The sequence below is a fragment of the Aeromonas allosaccharophila genome, from assembly GCF_000819685.1.
Lineage (GTDB): Bacteria > Pseudomonadota > Gammaproteobacteria > Enterobacterales > Aeromonadaceae > Aeromonas > Aeromonas allosaccharophila.
Genome location: NZ_CDBR01000107.1, coordinates 52,777 through 71,224, shown reverse-complemented (window position 1 = coordinate 71,224; position 18,448 = coordinate 52,777). Strand labels below are relative to the sequence as shown.

General features: G+C 58.9%; 20 protein-coding genes. 17 read left to right on the top strand and 3 right to left on the bottom strand.

Annotated features, from left to right (window positions below; genetic code table 11):
* Positions 1-56: 56 nt before the first annotated feature.
* Both BN1115_RS19455 and ubiU read right to left on the bottom strand, forming a co-directional pair.
* Positions 57-929: a U32 family peptidase gene (locus tag BN1115_RS19455; RefSeq protein ID WP_042658463.1), complete on the bottom strand. Its 873-nt coding sequence runs from the start codon at positions 927-929 to the stop codon at positions 57-59.
* Positions 930-940: 11 nt separating this feature from the next.
* On the bottom strand, positions 941-1,936 hold the full coding sequence (ubiU, locus tag BN1115_RS19450) for a ubiquinone anaerobic biosynthesis protein UbiU (protein ID WP_042658462.1): 996 nt from the start codon (positions 1,934-1,936) through the stop codon (positions 941-943).
* Between the two features lie 189 nt (positions 1,937-2,125).
* On the opposite strand from ubiU, the gene ubiT reads away from it, so the two are divergent.
* The gene (gene ubiT, locus BN1115_RS19445; RefSeq protein WP_042658461.1) at positions 2,126-2,659 is read left to right on the top strand and encodes a ubiquinone anaerobic biosynthesis accessory factor UbiT; all 534 of its coding nucleotides are present in this window, start codon (positions 2,126-2,128) and stop codon (positions 2,657-2,659) included.
* Here ubiT and BN1115_RS19440 read toward each other — a convergent pair.
* A complete protein-coding gene (locus BN1115_RS19440) occupies positions 2,612-3,028 on the bottom strand; it encodes a hypothetical protein (RefSeq protein WP_042658460.1) in 417 nt (138 codons plus the stop codon). The two genes, ubiT and BN1115_RS19440, sit on opposite strands and share 48 nt — an antisense overlap.
* Before the next feature lie 187 nt (positions 3,029-3,215).
* On the opposite strand from BN1115_RS19440, the gene trmJ reads away from it, so the two are divergent.
* The 16 genes from trmJ (at position 3,216) to hisS (ending at position 18,448) form a co-directional block, all read left to right on the top strand.
* Positions 3,216-3,938, top strand: coding sequence for a tRNA (cytosine(32)/uridine(32)-2'-O)-methyltransferase TrmJ (trmJ, locus tag BN1115_RS19435; RefSeq protein ID WP_042658459.1), 723 nt, complete (start codon positions 3,216-3,218; stop codon positions 3,936-3,938).
* 92 nt (positions 3,939-4,030) lie between these two features.
* Positions 4,031-4,534: a Fe-S cluster assembly transcriptional regulator IscR gene (gene iscR / locus BN1115_RS19430; RefSeq protein WP_042063444.1), complete on the top strand. Its 504-nt coding sequence runs from the start codon at positions 4,031-4,033 to the stop codon at positions 4,532-4,534.
* A gap of 53 nt (positions 4,535-4,587) precedes the next feature.
* Positions 4,588-5,802 (top strand): IscS subfamily cysteine desulfurase, encoded by a 1,215-nt coding sequence (locus tag BN1115_RS19425; RefSeq protein ID WP_042658458.1) that lies wholly within the window; start codon positions 4,588-4,590, stop codon positions 5,800-5,802.
* 41 nt (positions 5,803-5,843) lie between these two features.
* A complete protein-coding gene (iscU, locus tag BN1115_RS19420; RefSeq protein ID WP_040094674.1) occupies positions 5,844-6,227 on the top strand; it encodes a Fe-S cluster assembly scaffold IscU in 384 nt (127 codons plus the stop codon).
* Positions 6,228-6,242: 15 nt separating this feature from the next.
* Positions 6,243-6,566, top strand: coding sequence for an iron-sulfur cluster assembly protein IscA (iscA, locus tag BN1115_RS19415; RefSeq protein ID WP_005333812.1), 324 nt, complete (start codon positions 6,243-6,245; stop codon positions 6,564-6,566).
* 118 nt (positions 6,567-6,684) lie between these two features.
* Positions 6,685-7,203: a co-chaperone HscB gene (hscB, locus tag BN1115_RS19410; RefSeq protein WP_042658457.1), complete on the top strand. Its 519-nt coding sequence runs from the start codon at positions 6,685-6,687 to the stop codon at positions 7,201-7,203.
* Positions 7,204-7,231: 28 nt separating this feature from the next.
* Positions 7,232-9,079, top strand: coding sequence for a Fe-S protein assembly chaperone HscA (gene hscA, locus BN1115_RS19405; RefSeq protein ID WP_042658456.1), 1,848 nt, complete (start codon positions 7,232-7,234; stop codon positions 9,077-9,079).
* Position 9,080: 1 nt separating this feature from the next.
* A complete protein-coding gene (gene fdx / locus BN1115_RS19400) occupies positions 9,081-9,419 on the top strand; it encodes an ISC system 2Fe-2S type ferredoxin (RefSeq protein WP_042013201.1) in 339 nt (112 codons plus the stop codon).
* Between the two features lie 173 nt (positions 9,420-9,592).
* Positions 9,593-10,897: an aminopeptidase PepB gene (pepB, locus tag BN1115_RS19395; protein ID WP_042658455.1), complete on the top strand. Its 1,305-nt coding sequence runs from the start codon at positions 9,593-9,595 to the stop codon at positions 10,895-10,897.
* On the top strand, positions 10,894-12,177 hold the full coding sequence (gene pepB / locus BN1115_RS19390; RefSeq protein WP_042658454.1) for an aminopeptidase PepB: 1,284 nt from the start codon (positions 10,894-10,896) through the stop codon (positions 12,175-12,177). The genes pepB (BN1115_RS19395) and pepB (BN1115_RS19390) overlap by 4 nt, the downstream gene beginning before the upstream one ends.
* A gap of 268 nt (positions 12,178-12,445) precedes the next feature.
* A complete protein-coding gene (ndk, locus tag BN1115_RS19385) occupies positions 12,446-12,874 on the top strand; it encodes a nucleoside-diphosphate kinase (RefSeq protein WP_033136074.1) in 429 nt (142 codons plus the stop codon).
* A 167-nt stretch (positions 12,875-13,041) separates the two neighbouring features.
* Complete coding sequence (gene rlmN, locus BN1115_RS19380) at positions 13,042-14,145, top strand: dual-specificity RNA methyltransferase RlmN (protein WP_033136073.1); 1,104 nt, start codon at positions 13,042-13,044, stop codon at positions 14,143-14,145.
* 11 nt (positions 14,146-14,156) lie between these two features.
* Positions 14,157-14,948, top strand: a complete 792-nt coding sequence (gene tapF, locus BN1115_RS19375) for a PilW family type IVa pilus biogenesis/stability lipoprotein TapF (RefSeq protein ID WP_128821638.1) — start codon at positions 14,157-14,159, stop codon at positions 14,946-14,948.
* Positions 14,938-15,906, top strand: a complete 969-nt coding sequence (gene rodZ, locus BN1115_RS19370; protein WP_042658452.1) for a cytoskeleton protein RodZ — start codon at positions 14,938-14,940, stop codon at positions 15,904-15,906. Before tapF ends, rodZ begins: the two co-directional genes overlap by 11 nt.
* Positions 15,907-15,916: 10 nt before the next feature.
* Positions 15,917-17,032 carry a flavodoxin-dependent (E)-4-hydroxy-3-methylbut-2-enyl-diphosphate synthase gene (ispG, locus tag BN1115_RS19365; protein ID WP_042658451.1) on the top strand — a complete coding sequence of 372 codons (1,116 nt, stop codon included), beginning with the start codon at positions 15,917-15,919 and terminating at the stop codon, positions 17,030-17,032.
* 138 nt (positions 17,033-17,170) lie between these two features.
* Entirely contained in the window at positions 17,171-18,448 is a 1,278-nt protein-coding gene (hisS, locus tag BN1115_RS19360; protein ID WP_033136069.1) for a histidine--tRNA ligase, read from the top strand.

Here is an 18,448-nt window from a genome sequence, read left to right as displayed (position 1 = left end):
GGCCTAACTGACTGGCATTATCGCGATGAGGCCTTTTTGTTGGGCGAATGGCGGGGTTATTCTACCAGGCTCATGCCGGGGATCTGGCGCCAGTAGCCGTTGCAGTCGCGATCCTGCTGCAGAGCGAGGGGATGATTGCCCTGCTGGTTAGCCTTGAAGCGGGCCAGCATCTCCAGCGTCTCCATCCCTTGTGGTGAGAGTCTGACTACGTCCACCAGACCTTCCATGCCTGCCAGCTCGTTGCCCAGGTTGTAGCAGTAGCCGGACTGGGTCTGGATCCCGTTGAGATTGAACACCCGCTGCCCCTCGCGGCTGTTGGCCAGCCGTCCGGTGGGGTAGTTGATGCAGGCGAGCTCGCAGTTGTCCTTGGGCTTGTCGAGGGAGCGGGCGGTGAAGCAGCGCGCCGAGTAGGCGAGCGGCAGATGGCCGTAGGCAAACACCTCCACCTCGAACTGGTCGCGCAGGGACCCCAGATCCTGATTGAGCTGGATCAGCCAGTCACGGGAGAGCTCCACCGGCATGACCCAGCGTTTCATCCCCTGTTTGAGCAGCATGCGCAGCACATCGGCGTTATAGGCGTTGATGGCGGGGCCACAGACAAACGGGATCCCTGCCTCCCAAGCGAGTTGCACCGTACCGAGATCGTTGGCTTCGACCAGCAGATCGCCGTTGTCGACCAGCCGCTTCACCTCCTTGAGTTCGGAAGGGGCGGAAATGAGGGCGAGGGTCGAGAGCACCACCTGCTTGCCGGAGCTGGCGACCTGACGGGCCAGCGCAATCCAGTCATCGACTTTGAGTTCGCGTCGCTTGCTGCAGACGGTCTCCCCCAGATAGATGATGTCTGCCTGGCTGTCGGCCGCGGCATGGTAAAAGGCTTCGGTATCGGCTTTGGGCCAGTAGAAGAGCAGAGGCCCGAGAGAAAATTGCATGGGTGGACTCCTTATTGCCACTGACGATGATAGGCGCCGAGGGTAGTCTGGCTACCTTCGGAGACGCGGGCGAGCTGGGCATCCCACTCTGGCTTGACCTGATAGGCCTCGGGATTGGCCTGATAGGCATCGATGGCCGCACGCCAGACCCGGGTCACCTGCTCCACATAGGCGGGGCTGCGCTGGCGCCCTTCAATTTTGACCGACTGGATCCCGGTCTGGAACAGCTCGGGCAACAGGCCAAGGGTATTGAGACTGGTCGGCTCTTCCAGTGCGTGGTAGGTCTGGCCATCCACATCGAAACGTCCTTTGCACAGGGTCGGATAACCGGCATTTTCACCCTGGCCGTAGCGGTCGATCAGCACCTCGTTGAGCCGCGACTCGAGGCCATTCGGGGTCTCTTCCCAGCGGACGAATTTGGCCGGTGAGCAGGCGCCGACCGTGTTGGGGCTCTCGCCCGTCATGTAGGAGGAGAGATAGCAGCGCCCCTCGGCCATGATGCAGAGACTGCCAAAGGCGAACACCTCGAGGCCAACATCGGTCTCGCGGGCCAGCTGTTTGACCTGATGCATGGAGAGCACCCGGGGTAGCACCACCCGTTTGACATTGAATTGCTGCTGATAGAAGCGAATGGCGGCGGCATTGGTGGCGCTGGCTTGCACCGAGACATGGAGCTCCATCTCCGGATAGTGGCTGCTGGCATATTCCAGCACCGCCAGATCGGCGATGATCAGGGCATCGGCGCCGAGGGCCACCCCGCGATCAACCGCCTGTTTCCATCGTGCATCGGCACCGGGATGGGCAAAGGTGTTGATGGCAATATGCAGTTTGCGACCATGTTGATGCACATAATCCACCGCCTTCTCCAATTTGCTGTCGGTAAAGTTGAGACCGGCAAAGTGGCGGGCATTGGTGTCATCCTTGAAACCGATATAAACGGCATCGGCCCCGTTATCCACGGCGGTTTTCAGTGCCGGCAAACTGCCTGCCGGACAGAGTAATTCCATTGGTACGCTCCGAGAGTGCATATGAAGGGCAAACGAGCCCTGATTGTATGCAGCCATGCACTCCCGCTTTTTGACCTGAGGCAGCTTTGTGTGGCTTTACCCTTCTTGAGGTAACCCTGCACAAGTTTGATTTCCAACAGGATCTTGCCTCTCGCCCTGTGTTTGAATGCGCAAAAAAGGGAGTCTATCGTGTTTCAACAACTGCAACGCCGCCTGGTCGAACAGGCTCCGCGCTTCTTGCGCCATCCCCTCAAGCTGGTTCCCTTCAATCTGCAAAAGCAGCTGATGGAGAGTTTGCTGGCCAGGGTCTTCAAAGAGGCCATCGCAGATGGCGATTTCGCGTTTCTGGCAGACAAGTGGCTGAAAGTCGACGTCTCTGATCTGGAGCTGTGCTGGTTTATCAGTGAACAGAATGGCCAGCTGGTGGTGGCGCGCGAGTGTGACAAGGCCGATGTCTGCTTCAGCGGCACAGCCAACGACCTTATTCTGATTGCCGGTCGTAAAGAGGATCCTGATTCGCTCTTCTTCCAGCGCAAACTGAAGATAGAAGGGGATACCGAACTGGGCCTTGAGGTGAAAAACCTGATGGACAGTCTGGATCTCGATGGCTTGCCGAGCCTGATGAAGTATCCCCTGATGGATCTGGCGACGTTTATCGAACGCGCCCGCACCGAGTCAGCGCAGGCTGCGGTGCAGGCGGCGCCGAGCGGGATCCCGTCGTAAGTGGACAATCACCCCGTGGGCATGGCGGCGATAATGGTGCCGTGCCCAGAGGCAACGACAGGCCCACAGACAGGGTACCAAGGCGATGAGGGCGGTAGGGGCGGGCAGCTGTGACATGGCCAGCCCCACACCCAGCCAGATGAAGGGCTGCGCTTCATACAGCCACTCCGGCTGCAGCCAGCGTTTGCTCGGAAAGATAATCAGGTCGGTACGCCGGTAACTGGAGCGCATCATCCAGGTCACGGCCCCAGCGATAAACAACAAGGCACCTGCAAACCAGAGCAGGGGCTGTTCACCCAACATAATGATGGCAATAGCCATCAGCAGGTAGAGGCTGGGCAATCTCTCATAGATAAAGGGAGGAAGCATGGCGTTGTGTCTCCTGTGCCGTTAACCGGATATCCATCAAGTTTAGTTTCCCTCTCTCACTTCCCTCATGCTGGTTTGTTATACAAACAGACGGTTTTGTTCTGAAATGGCTCGGCTTTTACGGTGCCAAAATAGCGTTCTCCTATGTTACAATTGCGCGCTATTTTTGACTGAAGATTGACTGGGCATGTTGGATCAGATTCGTATCGTTTTGGTAAACACCTCTCATACCGGCAACATGGGGTCTGCGGCGCGTGCCATGAAGACCATGGGGTTGACCCAACTGGTTCTGGTTGATCCGCAAGCCTTGCCGGATGAAAATTCCTTCGCCCTGGCGGCAGGTGCTAGCGATGTGCTTGCCAATGCCCGTATCGTCCCGACGCTGGACGACGCGATCGCTGATTGTGGTCTGGTGATTGGCACCAGCGCCCGCTCCCGCACCCTGAGCTGGCCCATGCTTGATCCCCGTGAAGCCGGCGAGAAGTCGGTGGTTGAGGGGATGCAGCACCCGGTTGCGCTGGTGTTTGGCCGTGAACGCACCGGTCTCACCAACGACGAGCTGCAAAAGTGCCACTACCACGTGGCCATTCCGGCCAATCCCGATTACAGCTCCCTCAATCTGGCCATGGCGGTGCAGACCCTCTGCTACGAAGTGCGGATGCGCTGGCTGCAGGGGCAGGCTGCCGAGCCTGAGGATGAGATGGCCTATCCGAGTGCTGCCCAGTTGGAAGGGTTCTATCAGCACCTGGAACAAACCCTGATGAAGACCGGTTTTATTGCCGATGACCATCCGGGTCATGTGATGAGCAAGTTGCGTCGCTTGTTCAATCGGGCACGGCCGGAAGCGGCAGAGCTCAACATTCTGCGCGGGATTTTGACCTCGGTGCAGAAAGCGCGCGTACCGGATTAATCCGACTGATTTACTCAACCATATACTTGACTGATTTGGTCGGGTATGTGATCATGTGCCCCATTAAATTGCTTCGCAAGACGGTAAGGCACATGAGACTGACTTCAAAAGGACGTTACGCTGTAACCGCCATGCTCGACGTGGCGCTGCATGCAGAGCAGGGGCCCGTCCCCCTTGCCGATATTTCCGAGCGCCAGGGCATCTCGTTGTCCTATCTCGAGCAGCTCTTTGCCCGCCTGCGCAAACATGGTTTGGTGAGCAGCGTGCGTGGCCCGGGCGGTGGTTATCGCCTCGGGTTGGCCCCTGACGAGATTTCGGTTGGCCAGGTGATCACCGCGGTCGATGAGTCGGTCGATGCCACCAAGTGTCTTGGAAAGGGCGGCTGCCACGGCGGTACCCAGTGCCTGACGCACTCCCTGTGGCGTGATCTGAGCGAGCGGATTTCCAGCTTCCTCGGAGATATCACCCTGGCCGAGCTGGTACGCCAGGCCGATGTGCGCCGGATTGCCGGCAAGCAAGATGAACAAATGAAGACCGTGTTGTCCCTGGTTGAACGGGCAGAACACGGCGATGTGAGCTTGAAAGTCCAACTATAAACGTGCTTTCCACAGCGGGATTCTGTATGACCCGGACTGTGACGGAGAAAAACATGAAACTGCCTATTTACCTTGATTATTCGGCAACCTGTCCGGTGGACCCGCGTGTCGCAGAAAAAATGATGCAGTGTCTCACCATGGATGGCCTGTTCGGCAATCCGGCTTCCCGTTCTCACCGTTTTGGCTGGCAGGCCGAAGAGGCGGTAGATCTGGCCCGTAATCAAGTGGCAGAGCTGATCGGTGCCGATCCCCGCGAGATCGTCTTCACCTCCGGTGCGACCGAATCCAATAACCTGGCCATCAAAGGTGTTGCCCACTTCTATGCCAGCAAGGGCAAGCACCTCATCACCTCCAAGACCGAACATAAAGCGGTACTCGATACCTGCCGTCAGTTGGAGCGTGAAGGGTTCGAAGTGACCTACCTCGAGCCGATGCCCAACGGTCTGTTTACGCTCGAGATGATCGAGAATGCCATGCGTGATGACACCATTCTGGTGAGCCTGATGCATGTGAACAACGAAATTGGCGTGATCCAGGATATCAAGGGGCTGGGCGAACTGTGCCGCTCCCGCAAGATCCTGCTGCACGTGGATGCCGCCCAGAGCGTTGGCAAGGTAGAGATCGACGTCGAAGCGATGAAGATTGACCTGCTTTCTCTCTCCGCCCACAAAATTTATGGCCCGAAAGGGATCGGCGCGCTCTATGTTCGTCGTAAACCGCGCGTGCGTATCGAAGCCCAGATGCACGGTGGTGGTCACGAGCGCGGCATGCGTTCCGGCACTCTGCCGACTCACCAAATCGTCGGTATGGGCGAAGCCTTCCGCATCGCCAAGGAAGAGATGGTCAGCGAGGGCGAGCGTGTCATGGCACTGCGTCAGCGTCTGTGGGATGGCCTCAAGGATATCGAAGCCGTTTACCTCAACGGTGATCTTGAGCATCGCGTCTGCGGCAACCTCAACGTCAGCTTTGCCTATGTGGAAGGGGAATCCCTCATCATGGCGCTGAAAGATTTGGCGGTCTCTTCCGGTTCTGCCTGTACCTCCGCCAGCCTGGAACCCTCCTATGTGCTGCGCGCATTGGGTCTGAACGACGAGCTGGCACACAGCTCCATCCGTTTCAGCATCGGTCGCTTTACCACCGAGGAAGAGATTGACTACGCGGTCAAGCTTATTCGTGACTCCATCGGTCGTCTGCGCGAGATGTCCCCCCTGTGGGAGATGTACAAAGACGGCATCGATCTGAACACGGTCGAATGGGCTCATCACTGATCCACCGGGTCAGTGAGCAACAGAATTAGCAGGAGTGAGATATGGCTTACAGTGAAAAAGTAATCGACCACTACGAGAATCCTCGCAACGTCGGTGGTTTCGACAAGAATGATCCCAGCATCGCGACCGGCATGGTCGGTGCGCCTGCTTGTGGCGACGTGATGAAGCTGCAATTGAAGATCAGCGACGAAGGCATCATCGAAGATGCCAAGTTCAAGACCTACGGCTGCGGTTCTGCCATCGCCTCCAGTTCCCTGGTGACCGAATGGGTCAAGGGCAAGACCTTGGACGAAGCGGCTGGCATCAAGAACACCGATATCGCCGAAGAGCTGGCCCTGCCGCCGGTGAAGATCCACTGCTCCATTCTGGCCGAGGACGCCATCAAGGCCGCCATCGCCGATTACAAGCAGAAGAAAGGTCTCTAAGCGCCGGAGAGCAGTATGGCTATTACCATGACAGATGCCGCCGCGGCACGGGTTTCCTCTTTTCTGGCTAACCGGGGCAAGGGCATTGGCCTGCGCCTCGGTGTCAAGACCACCGGCTGCTCCGGTCTGGCCTACGTGCTTGAGTTCGTTGATGAACTGACCGATGAAGATCAGGTGTTCGAGCAGCAGGGCGTCAAGATTATTGTCGATGCCAAGAGCCTGATCCATCTGGATGGCACCGAGCTGGATTTCGTCAAGGAGGGCCTCAATGAGGGCTTCCAGTTCAATAATCCCAACGCCAAAGGCGAGTGTGGTTGCGGCGAAAGCTTCAGTGTCTGAGTTTTTTGACGTCAATGATCCTTCGTCTGTGGTTGAACGGGTCGCCCATGACCCGTTCAACCACATCTCATTTGCCAGGGGCGAGTGAGGTTGTGGCGAACGTTTCCAAGAGGTTTGCATGAATCATTTCGAGCTGTTTGGGCTGGTTGAAGGCTTCGAGCTCGATACCCGTCAGTTGGCTGATACCTACCGCCAGCTGCAAACCCAATTCCATCCTGATCGTTTTGCCACCGCCCCCGAACGGGAGCAGCTGGCTGCGGTGCAACGTGCCGCCCAGATCAACGAAGCATTCACTACCCTCAAGGCGCCGCTGCGCCGTGCCGAATATCTGCTCTCCCTGCGTGGCACCGATATCCGTGGTGAACAGCAGACCCTGCAAGATACCGCGTTTCTGATGCAGCAGCTGGAGTGGCGCGAGCGTCTGGCCGATCTGAAAGATGACGCCGACCCTGAGCGCGCCATCAAGGATTTTCGCAGCGAGATCAGGCATGATCACCAGTTGTTGATGCAGCAGCTGACCGAGTCTCTTGCCGCCGGCAAAGATCTCGTTGCCGCTGATTGCGTTCGCAAACTCAAGTTTGTCGACAAGCTCCTCGAAGAGCTGGAACGATTCGAAGACTCGCTTCTCGAGTCTTGATCCTTTAACGCTGGAAGTTTCATTACCCATGGCATTACTGCAAATCGCCGAACCCGGCCAGAGCGCTGTTCCTCATCAGCACAAACGTGCCGTCGGCATCGATCTCGGCACTACCAACTCTCTCGTCGCTGCGGTTCGCAGCGGTCACGCCGATACCCTTTGCGATGAGCAAGGGCGCGACCTGCTCCCGTCAGTGGTGCACTATCAAAGCGACACCATTCGAGTCGGGATTGATGCCAAGCGCGAAGCGGCACTCGATCCTCACAACACCATCGTCTCGGTCAAACGGATGATGGGCAAGGCGCTGGCCGATATTGATACCCGCCAGCAGCCTTACCAGTTTGTTGCCGCCGACAATGGCATGCCGCAACTGCAAACCCGTCAGGGGCTGGTCAATCCGGTGCAGGTTTCGGCCGAAATTCTCAAAAAGCTGGCCGAGCGTGGTGCCGCCTCGCTGGGTGGCGATCTCGACGGCGTGGTCATTACCGTGCCTGCCTATTTCGACGATGCCCAGCGTCAGGGCACCAAGGATGCGGCCCGTCTGGCCGGTCTGCACGTGCTGCGCCTGCTCAACGAGCCGACTGCGGCCGCGATTGCCTATGGCCTCGACTCCGGTCAGGAAGGGGTTATCGCGGTTTACGATCTGGGTGGCGGTACCTTCGATATATCCATCCTGCGGCTGCATCGCGGCGTCTTTGAAGTAATGGCGACCGGCGGTGATTCGGCCCTCGGTGGTGATGATTTCGATCACCTGTTGGCGGACTGGATCAAGGAACAGGCGGGCCTATCCGGCGAGCTGGATGCCCATCTGCAGCGCGAGCTGCTGGATGTGGCCGCTGCCGTCAAACACGGTCTGACCGATGCCGTGCAGGTGGCTTGCACCTTTGCCGGCTGGCAGGGTTCAGTGAGCCGCAGCCAGTTGGATGAGCTCATCATCCCGCTGGTGAAACGGACCTTGCTGGCTTGCCGCCGCGCCCTGCGCGATGCAGGTCTCGAGCAGGTTGAAGTGCTGGAAGTGGTGATGGTTGGTGGCTCCACCCGGGTGCCGCTGGTGCGCGAACTGGTGGGCGAGTTCTTCCAGCGCACGCCGCTGACCAGCATCGATCCGGACAAGGTGGTCGCCATCGGCGCAGCCATTCAGGCCGACATCCTGGTGGGCAATAAGCCCGATGCCGAGATGCTGCTGCTGGACGTTATCCCGCTGTCGCTGGGTCTGGAGACCATGGGGGGCCTCGCCGAGAAGGTGATCCCGCGCAACACCACCATTCCGGTGGCTCGCGCCCAGGAGTTCACCACCTTCAAGGATGGTCAGACCGCCATGGCCATCCACGTGGTACAGGGCGAGCGCGAACTGGTCGCCGATTGCCGCTCCTTGGCCCGCTTTACCCTGACCGGCATTCCGCCGATGGCCGCTGGTGCTGCCCATATTCGCGTCACCTTCCAGGTGGATGCGGATGGTCTGCTGTCGGTGAGTGCCATGGAGAAGTCCTCCGGTGTGCAGGCCGAGATCCAGGTCAAGCCCTCCTACGGGCTGGCAGAGCAGGATATTCTCAGCATGCTGAGTGCCTCCATCGAGAATGCCCAGCAGGATATGGATGCCCGCATGCTGGCAGAGCAGCAGGTTGAAGCCGATCGGGTGGTCGAGAGCCTCAATGCGGCGCTGGCCGCCGATGGCGATGAGCTGTTGAACGCGGCCGAACGTGCCGAGATCGATGGTGCCATTGCCCACTTGCTGACCATGCGCAACACAGGGTCAACCCATCAAATCAAAGAAGCCATTGAGGCGGCGGATGCTGTCAGTGGCGAGTTTGCAGCCCGTCGGATGGATGCCTCCATCCGCAAGGTGCTGACCGGACAAAACGTCAACAAGGTGTAATATGCCAAAACTGATCATTCTTCCTCATCCCGTACTCTGTCCGGATGGCGTCGCCCTCGAGGGGCAAAGCGGCGAGACCATTCTCGATGTGGCGCTGCGCAACGGTATCGAGATCGAGCACGCCTGCGAGAAATCCTGTGCCTGCACTACCTGCCACTGCGTGGTGCGCGAGGGCTTTGACTCGCTCGAGCCAAGCGACGAGCTGGAAGACGATATGCTGGACAAGGCGTGGGGACTGGAGCCGGAATCGCGCCTCAGCTGCCAGGCAAAACTGGCGGACGAGGATCTGGTGGTGGAACTGCCCAAGTACACCCTGAACCTTGCCTCTGAACGCCATTAATTACACATGAGTGAATTGCACGTGCAGCATCCTGTGGTGCTTCGGTGATATGGTGGAAGGCCGTGACCCTCGGGGGCTCGGCCTTTTTTGTATTCGTTATTCTCTCTTTGCCAATAAGCTCTTTCCCATAAAGAGTGCTTATAAATAGTGCCAGTAAAAAGGAAGCAAACACGATGGCTGACATGATGAAGGTAGCATTATCCACCCAGGCTGCGGCCGCCCATTGGGGCGAGGGCGCCCAGCTCAGTTTCAATGGCGACGAGGCACAGATCCATCTTGGTGCCGCCGGTCAGGAGAAGGATGTTCTGCGCACCGTTCAGCGTGCCGCCCGTCGCCTTGAATCGAGCGGGATCAAGCGGGTGACGCTGGCCGGTGAGGAGTGGGATCTGGAGCGGCGCTATGCGTTCGCCCAGGGGTTCTACGCCGCCAAGGGGGCGCGTGAACTGGATTTCGGCCAGCAGAGCGACGCGGATGCCCGCGAACTGGATGCGCTGCTCAAGGCGGCTCGCTGGGTACGTGACATCACCAATGGCTCTCCGGAAGAGATCTACCCCATGAGTCTGGCGGAATCGGCCCTGTTACTCATTCGTGGTCTGGCCGGGGATCAGGTCACTGCCCGCATCACCGCCGGTGAAGCGCTGCGCGAGTCCGGCCATATCGGGATCTGGTCGGTCGGCCGTGGCAGCGAGCGTGAGCCGGTGCTGCTTGAGCTCGACTACAACCCGACCGGAGATCGCCATGCCCCCGTGGTGGCTGCGCTGGTGGGCAAGGGGATCACCTTCGACTCCGGTGGCTACTCCATGAAGTCCTCTGACAACATGCTGCCGATGAAGTCCGACATGGGTGGCGCGGCCATGGTCACCGGCGCGCTGGCGCTGGCCATCAGCCGCGGTTTGAACCAGCGGGTGAAGCTCATTCTCTGCTGCGCCGAGAACCTGGTCTCCGGCCACGCCTTCAAGCTGGGCGACATCCTCACCTACAAAAACGGCATTTCGGTCGAGATCCAGAACACCGATGCGGAAGGTCGTCTGGTGCTGGCCGATGGCCTGATGGCGGCCTCCGACAGCGGCGCGGCTTATATCCTTGACGCTGCCACCCTGACTGGTGCCGCCAAGATGGCGCTGGGGCGCGATTATAATGCGGTGTTTGCCCTCGATGAGACCGAACAGCAGCGCGCGCTGGCCGCCGCCAAGGTGGAAAACGAGCAGGCATGGGCACTGCCGCTGGAGCCCTGGCATGCCAGCCAGCTCACCTCGGCCTTTGCCGATCTGGGTAACGTCGCTTCGGCTGAAGGGACAGCTGGTGCCACCACGGCTGCCGCCTTCCTCTCCCGCTTCGTGCGCGATGAGGGCAAGGGCTGGGTGCACTTGGATCTGGCAGCCTCTTATCAAAAATCGGGCAACGATCTGTGGGCAACCGGCGCCAAGGGCCACGGTCTGCGCACGATCGCACGCTGGCTGCAGGAGGTGACTGCATGAATATCTGGTTAAGTCGTGAATTTGCGCCTGCCGAGTGGGGGGAGGGGGCGCTGCTCTCTCACCGCGCCGACGGCATGGTGATCCATCTGGTGACGGCCAATCCGCTGCTCGATATCCAGCAGGCGGCCCGTCGTCTCTGCCAGCAAGGGGTCCAGAAAGTGACGCTGGCTGGCCACTGGGAGCGTGAGCAGCAGTGGGCCTTTGCCCAGGGTCTGCAAACCCCCAAGGCGGAGGTGCAACTGCAGTGGGCAATGTCCTCGGAAGAGGACAGAGAGGAGCTGGAGGCGCGTTGGCTCTGCGGCCGCTGGGTGCGTGAGATGACCAATGCCACCCCGGAGCAGTTGGGCCCGCTGGAGCTGGCGGTGGAAGCGGCCTCCTTTATTACCGAGCTGGCGCCGGACAAGGTGAGTCATCGCATTTTGAAAGGCGAAGCGCTGCAACAGGCCGGTTGGGTCGGTCTCTATCAGGTGGGCCGCGGCAGTGCGCGCGAACCGGTATTGCTGGAGCTCGACTTCAACCCGGGGCGCGATCCCAAGGCGCCGGTAGCGGCTGCGCTGGTGGGCAAGGGGATCACCTTTGACTCCGGCGGTTACTCCATGAAAAGCTCCGAGGGGATGCTCACCATGAAGTGCGACATGGGGGGCGCTGCGATTGTGACCGGTGCGCTGGCGCTGGCCATGCTGCGCGGGCTCGACAAGCGGGTGAAGCTCATTCTCTGCTGCGCCGAGAACCTGGTTTCCGGTCATGCCTACAAGCTGGGGGATATCCTCACTTACAAGAACGGCACCACGGTCGAGATTGTGAATACCGACGCCGAGGGGCGGCTGGTACTCGCCGATGGCCTGCAACTGGCGAGCGACAGTGGCGCGCCGCTGATTATAGATGCTGCCACCCTGACTGGCGCCGCCGTGATGGCGCTGGGTGGACGCTACAATGCCCTGTTTGGCCTCGACAAGGGGTTGGTGAGCCGAGCCATGACCTATGCCGATGCAGAGCAGGAGCCGGCCTGGCCGCTGCCGCTCGAGCCCTGGCACCGCCAGCAGTGCCCCTCCCATTACGCCGACACGGCGAACAGCCGTCCGGTGAAGGGTGGCGGGCCGGGTGGCGCTTCCAACGCGGCGGGCTTCCTCTCCCGTTTCGTTGCCAACGAAGGGATGGGGTGGCTGCATATCGATCTGGCCGCCTGCTTCAGTGACAATGGCGATGCTCTCTGGGCGCCGGGGGCCAATACCCTGGGGATGCGCACCATAGCGCGGGCCCTGCTGGCGGAAGCCAAATAGGCGAGAAAAGGCACCTTCGGGTGCCTTCTTTCATGCTGTTCGAATAGTGAGCAAAAGATGGGTTTTTGGCGGCTTAAGGTCACTATCGTGCGCAAGCGCACATATTTTCCGGCTCTGCTCGGTCAAGATGAGCGTGGATGTTGATTGCAAGGGAGTGATGTTTAATAAAAAGTTGCTTATTTGTGTGTTTTTCCGGTTTTTGTTTACGTATAATCGCCAGCGAACATGGATTCTAACAATAAATCTCTGTAGTTAAGGAAAGATATCAATGGCCATCGAACGTACCTTCTCTATCGTCAAACCGGATGCTGTCAGCAAGAACCTGATCGGCGAGATCTACCACCGCATGGAAAGCGCTGGCCTGACCATCGTTGCCGCCAAAATGCTGCGTCTGACCAGCGAACAGGCCGCAGGCTTCTACGCCGAACATCAAGGCCGTCCTTTCTATGATGCGCTGGTGACCTTTATGACCTCCGGTCCGGTCATGGTGCAGGTGCTGGAAGGGGAAAATGCCGTTCAGCGTTACCGCGACCTGATGGGGCTGACCAATCCCGAGCAAGCCCTGGCCGGTACCCTGCGTGCCTGCTTCGGCGAGAGCATCGACCGCAACGCGGTACACGGTGCCGACAGCTTTGCCTCGGCCCAGCGTGAAATTGCTTACTTCTTCAGCGAAAACGAGCTCTGCTCCCGCGACTAATCTCGTGACTGATACCTGCAAGGGAGCTTCGGCTCCCTTTGTTGTTTTCGCCGTTTACGCAATATCCCTCTATTCTCCAGGTGGAAAGCCAGACCCATTATTTGTACAATGCCGCCCCCTGACGTCGTCAGCCAATAATTGATGAAGTGTTTGAACTGAGGCCATTGATGAGCGAAACAAAAATCAACCTGCTGGATCTTGATCGGGATGCCATGCGTGCCTTTTTCGTCGAACTGGGCGAGAAGCCATTCCGGGCAGATCAGGTAATGAAGTGGATCTATCACTTTGGGTGTGATGATTTCGATCAGATGACCAACGTCAACAAGGTGCTCAAGGAGCGCCTCAAGGCGATCGCCGAGATCAAGGCGCCCGAGATCAGCCGCGAGCAGCGCTCTGCCGATGGCACCATCAAGTGGGCCCTGCAGGTGGGTGATCAGGAAGTCGAGACCGTCTACATCCCGGAAGATGATCGCGCGACCCTCTGTGTCTCCTCTCAAGTCGGCTGTGCGCTGGAGTGCAAGTTCTGCTCTACCGCCCAGCAAGGCTTCAACCGCAATCTGAAAGTTTCCGAGATCATCGGTCAGGTGTGGCGTGCTGCCCGCGTGGTCGGTGGCAAGCGCCCCATCACCAACGTGGTGATGATGGGGATGGGCGAGCCGCTGCTCAACCTGGCCAACGTGGTGCCCGCCATGCGTCTGATGATGGATGACTACGGTTTTGGCATCTCCAAGCGCCGGGTGACCATCTCCACTTCTGGTGTGGTACCTGCGCTGGACAAGCTGGGCGACCAGATCGACGTGGCGCTGGCTATCTCTCTGCATGCCCCGAACGACAAGCTGCGTTCCGAGATCATGCCGATCAACGACAAGTACAACATCGAGGAGTTCCTCGCCGGTGTCCGTCGTTACCTCGAGAAGTCCAATGCCAATGGCGGTCGGGTGACCGTTGAGTATGTGCTGCTCGATCATATCAATGACGATATGCAACATGCTCACGAGCTGGCCAAGGTACTCAAGGACACCCCGAGCAAGATCAACCTGATCCCGTTCAACCCCTTCCCGGGCAACCCTTACGGCAAACCGAGCAACAGCCGTATCGATCGCTTCTCCAAGGTGCTGATGGAGTACGGTTTCACCGTTATCGTCCGCAAAACCCGTGGCGATGACATCGACGCCGCTTGTGGTCAGCTGGTGGGTGACGTAATTGACCGTACCAAGCGAACTATCAAAAATCGGATGCAACAGGATGGGATTTCCGTCAAAATGGTTTAAATGCTAAGCCATTGTATAGACAGGGAATGGATACACGTACATTGATCGTAGTGGCAGCGCTCTGCGCGCTGCCTGGCTGTGTGACCGAGACCACTTACGCTGGCCAGAATTCGACCCAGCGTGAAGTGGGCCCCGACCTCAAGGCGGCAGCCCAGACCCGTCTCGACCTGGGTATTCAGTACCTGCGTCAGGGCAATGCCGAGCAGGCCAAGTTCAATCTTGACCGCGCCCTCCAATATGACTCCTCCAATCCTCAGGTGCAGATCGGTTTTGCCTACTTTTACCAGAAGGTAGGGGATTTCAAGGCAGCCGAGACTCATTACAAGAACGCCCTTGCCATGGATCCGTCCAATGCTGACGCAATGAACAACTATGGTGCCTTCCTCTGTGATCGCGGCAGGTATGCCGAGGCAGATCAGGCGTTCAACCAGGCGGTTATTCAGCCAGGCTATGTAAAAATTGCCGATACCTATGAAAATGCGGCACTTTGTGCGCTGCAAAATCGCAGAAATGATAAAGCAGGCGAGTACTATCGCCTGGCCTTGGGGTATAATCCCCGCAATCCAGGGTTATTGCTGGACTTGGCCGAGCTTTCCATGAAAGATGGCAAGCTGCCTGATGTGCAGTCCTACCTCGCCCGTTTTGCCGATGTGTCAGACGAGAATGAGGAGAGTCTCTGGTTGAGACTGCGGCTGGCACAGGCGATGGACAAGCCGGCATTACTTCACCAATTCGGGACTGAGCTGGTAAGGCAATATCCCACTTCGCAACAAGCCAAGCGTTATTTAGCCAATGACTATTGAACAGCCACACGATTTCCAAGACGACTCCCAGGCAGCAGGCCCAGGCCAATTGCTGCGCAACGCCCGTGAACAGCTTGGCTGGACACGAGAACAGGTTGCGTCCCGCATTCACCTTCGTCTGACCCTGATCGCCGCTATCGAATCGGATACCTACGACAAGCACACGTCCCATACCTTTATCCGGGGCTATCTGCGTACCTATGCCAAGCTGGTCGGGATCCCCGAAGAGACCATTCTGGCCGCATACGACAAGCTGGGTCTGACGCCGCCCGATAATATCGACATGCAGAGCTTCTCCCGTCGCTCCCGCCAGCAAGCCAACGACAGTCGGCTCAAGGTGGTGACCTGGCTGGTGATCCTGGTGTTGATTGCGCTCTCGGTCGCCTGGTGGTGGCAGAGTACCGCACGTCGCTCCGCCGGTGATGAAGCCCTGGCTGCCACCGAGATGAGTGCGACCAGCTCGACCCCTGCTGCGCCTGCTATCACGCCGCCCGATGCGATCAACACCGCTCCGGTGGAAGGCGCTGCCATCGCACCTGCCGCCACGGACGTGACTGCCCCTGCGGTGGTTTCCGAGGCGAGCGCCACGCTGGCACCGGCCTCTGCGGCCGTGGCCCCGACCGATGTCAACGCTGATGTTGGCGCGGTGACCGATGTTGCAGTATCCGGCGCCAATGGCTCTGAATCTGAAGAGGCTGTCGTTGATCCGGCGACGGCACCGCAACTGAAGATGAGCTTCACCGCCGATTGCTGGCTGGATGTGAAGGATGCCAACGGCAAGACCCTGTTCAGTGGTCTGAAGAAGGCCAACGACGAGCTGGTGCTGGAAGGCGCCGAGCCCCTGAAGTTCATCATTGGCGCGCCGATGGCCGTCAAGCTTGACTACAAGGGGCAGTCGTTTGATATGAGCCGTTACAACAACGGTCGTACTGCCCGCTTCTCACTGCCGCAGGAGTAACCTGTTTCTCATGTCTTCTCACGAATCTCCCATCATTCGTCGTAAATCCAGACAGATCATGGTTGGTAATGTACCGGTTGGGGGCGATGCCCCCATTACCGTGCAGACCATGACCAACACCAAGACCACCGATGTTGCCGCCACCGTCGAGCAGATCCAGCGGATCGAGCGGGTCGGTGCCGATATCGTCCGTGTCTCCGTGCCCACCATGGAAGCGGCGGAAGCGTTCCGGCTCATCAAACAGCAGACCCGCATTCCCATCGTCGCCGATATCCACTTCGACTATCGCATCGCCCTGAAAGTGGCCGAGTACGGTGCCGACTGCCTGCGTATCAACCCGGGCAACATCGGCAACGAGCAGCGGGTGCGCTCGGTGGTCGATTGCGCGCGCGACCTCAATATCCCGATCCGTATCGGGGTCAATGGCGGGTCGCTGGAGAAAGATATTCAGGAGAAGTACGGCGAGCCAACCCCCGAAGCGCTGGTGGAGTCCGCCATGCGTCACGTGGACTATCTCGATCGCCTCGATTTCCAGGATTTCAAGGTGAGCGTCAAGGCCTCCGATGTGTTCCTGGCGGTCGGTGCCTATCGCCTGCTGGCCAAACAGATTGAGCAGCCGCTCCATCTGGGCATCACCGAAGCGGGCGGTTTCCGTGCCGGCGCGGTGAAGTCTGCTATCGGTCTGGGCATGCTGCTCACCGACGGCATCGGCGATACCCTGCGTATCTCGCTGGCGGCGGATCCGGTGGAGGAGGTGAAGGTCGGCTTCGATATCCTCAAATCCCTGCGTATTCGTTCCCGTGGCATCAACTTCATCGCTTGTCCCTCCTGCTCACGGCAGGAGTTCGACGTGATCGCCACCGTCAACGCGCTGGAAGAGCGGCTCGAGGACATCATCACCCCGATGGATGTCTCCATCATCGGTTGCGTGGTGAATGGCCCGGGCGAAGCGCTGGTCTCTGATCTTGGTCTGGCAGGGGCTGCCAACAAGAGTGCCTTCTATGAAGGGGGCCAGCGGGTCGATCGGCTCGACAACAAGAATCTCATTCCGGTGCTGGAGCGACGCATTCGCGCCCGGGCCGCCATGATGGATCCCGCCAACCGGATCCTGATGGACAAGGATTGAGCAAATCGGGGCCACACTGGGTGGCCCTTTTTCCAGGTGACTGATTTTAAATCCCGCATCCGGATTCCCTGATTTTACCTTGGGGGGGAAAATCCCTATAATGCGGCCAAATTTTACCTCTTTTTCTCGAGTATCAACGTGGCAAAACAGATCCAAGCTATTCGCGGTATGAATGATTGCCTGCCGGAGCAGAGCCCGGTATGGCAGAAGGTTGAACAGATCCTGCGCCAGGTCGTTGCCAGCTATGGCTACAGCGAAGTGCGCATGCCGATTGTTGAGCAGACTCATCTGTTCAAACGCGCCATCGGTGAAGTGACCGACGTGGTCGAAAAAGAGATGTACACCTTTGAAGACCGCAACGGCGACAGCCTGAGCCTGCGTCCGGAAGGGACCGCCAGCTGCGTCCGTGCCGGTATCGAGCACGGTCTGCTCTACAACCAGGAACGCCGGATGTGGTACATGGGCCCCATGTTCCGTCACGAGCGTCCCCAGAAGGGCCGTTATCGCCAGTTCCACCAGTTCGGTGTCGAGCTGTTTGGCATCAACGGGCCGGATATTGACGCAGAACTGATCATGCTGACCCACCGCCTGTGGCGTCTGTTTGGCATCAGCGAACATGTCACCCTGCAGCTCAACACCCTGGGCCAGAGCGCCGAACGCGCCGCTTACCGCGATGCGCTGGTAGCCTATCTGGAGCAGTACAAGGATCAGCTGGACGAAGAGAGCCAGCGCCGCATGTACAGCAACCCGCTGCGGGTGCTCGACTCCAAGGACGAAAAAGTACAGGCCATTCTGGTCGGTGCCCCGCGTCTGTTCGACCATCTGGGCGAAGAGAGCCTTGCCCACTTCGAGGGGCTCAAGCGCCTGCTCGAATCTGCCGGTATCAAATACGAAGTGAACGAGCGTCTGGTGCGTGGTCTTGACTACTACAACCTGACCGTGTTCGAGTGGGTCACCAGCAGTCTGGGAGCCCAGGGCACCGTCTGTGCCGGTGGCCGCTACGATGGTCTGGTGGAGCAGCTCGGTGGTCAACCGACCCCGGCCGTGGGCTTTGCCATGGGCATGGAGCGTCTGGTGCTGATGCTGGAGACCCTCGAGCTCAACGCCGATATCCGCCCGGCGGTGGATGTCTATCTGGCGATGGTGGGCGAGGGGACCGAGCAGGCTGGCTTCCAGTTGGCCGAGCGTCTGCGCGATGCCCTGCCGGACTTGCGCCTGATGAGCCACTGTGGTGGTGGCAACTTCAAGAAACAACTCAAACGTGCCGACAAGAGCGGCGCGGCAATCGCCCTGATCCTTGGTGAGACCGAGGTGCAAAACGGGGAGATCACTATCAAATATCTGCGTGGTCAGGCCGAGCAACAGACCGTCAAGGTTGACGCCGCCATTGCCCTGCTGGCAGCCAAAGGAGAGTAA

What these genes read in the sequence shown, in the direction of transcription:
- rodZ (WP_042658452.1), top strand. Translation starts at nt 14,938, where the DNA reads ATGACTATTGAACAGCCACACGATTTCCAAGACGACTCCCAGGCAGCA.
- BN1115_RS19425 (WP_042658458.1), top strand. Translation starts at nt 4,588, where the DNA reads ATGAAACTGCCTATTTACCTTGATTATTCGGCAACCTGTCCGGTGGAC.
- trmJ (WP_042658459.1), top strand. Translation starts at nt 3,216, where the DNA reads ATGTTGGATCAGATTCGTATCGTTTTGGTAAACACCTCTCATACCGGC.
- hscA (WP_042658456.1), top strand. Translation starts at nt 7,232, where the DNA reads ATGGCATTACTGCAAATCGCCGAACCCGGCCAGAGCGCTGTTCCTCAT.
- BN1115_RS19455 (WP_042658463.1), bottom strand. Translation starts at nt 929, where the DNA reads ATGCAATTTTCTCTCGGGCCTCTGCTCTTCTACTGGCCCAAAGCCGAT.
- ndk (WP_033136074.1), top strand. Translation starts at nt 12,446, where the DNA reads ATGGCCATCGAACGTACCTTCTCTATCGTCAAACCGGATGCTGTCAGC.
- hscB (WP_042658457.1), top strand. Translation starts at nt 6,685, where the DNA reads ATGAATCATTTCGAGCTGTTTGGGCTGGTTGAAGGCTTCGAGCTCGAT.
- BN1115_RS19440 (WP_042658460.1), bottom strand. Translation starts at nt 3,028, where the DNA reads ATGCTTCCTCCCTTTATCTATGAGAGATTGCCCAGCCTCTACCTGCTG.
- rlmN (WP_033136073.1), top strand. Translation starts at nt 13,042, where the DNA reads ATGAGCGAAACAAAAATCAACCTGCTGGATCTTGATCGGGATGCCATG.
- iscR (WP_042063444.1), top strand. Translation starts at nt 4,031, where the DNA reads ATGAGACTGACTTCAAAAGGACGTTACGCTGTAACCGCCATGCTCGAC.
- iscU (WP_040094674.1), top strand. Translation starts at nt 5,844, where the DNA reads ATGGCTTACAGTGAAAAAGTAATCGACCACTACGAGAATCCTCGCAAC.
- ispG (WP_042658451.1), top strand. Translation starts at nt 15,917, where the DNA reads ATGTCTTCTCACGAATCTCCCATCATTCGTCGTAAATCCAGACAGATC.
- pepB (WP_042658454.1), top strand. Translation starts at nt 10,894, where the DNA reads ATGAATATCTGGTTAAGTCGTGAATTTGCGCCTGCCGAGTGGGGGGAG.
- fdx (WP_042013201.1), top strand. Translation starts at nt 9,081, where the DNA reads ATGCCAAAACTGATCATTCTTCCTCATCCCGTACTCTGTCCGGATGGC.
- iscA (WP_005333812.1), top strand. Translation starts at nt 6,243, where the DNA reads ATGGCTATTACCATGACAGATGCCGCCGCGGCACGGGTTTCCTCTTTT.
- pepB (WP_042658455.1), top strand. Translation starts at nt 9,593, where the DNA reads ATGGCTGACATGATGAAGGTAGCATTATCCACCCAGGCTGCGGCCGCC.
- ubiU (WP_042658462.1), bottom strand. Translation starts at nt 1,936, where the DNA reads ATGGAATTACTCTGTCCGGCAGGCAGTTTGCCGGCACTGAAAACCGCC.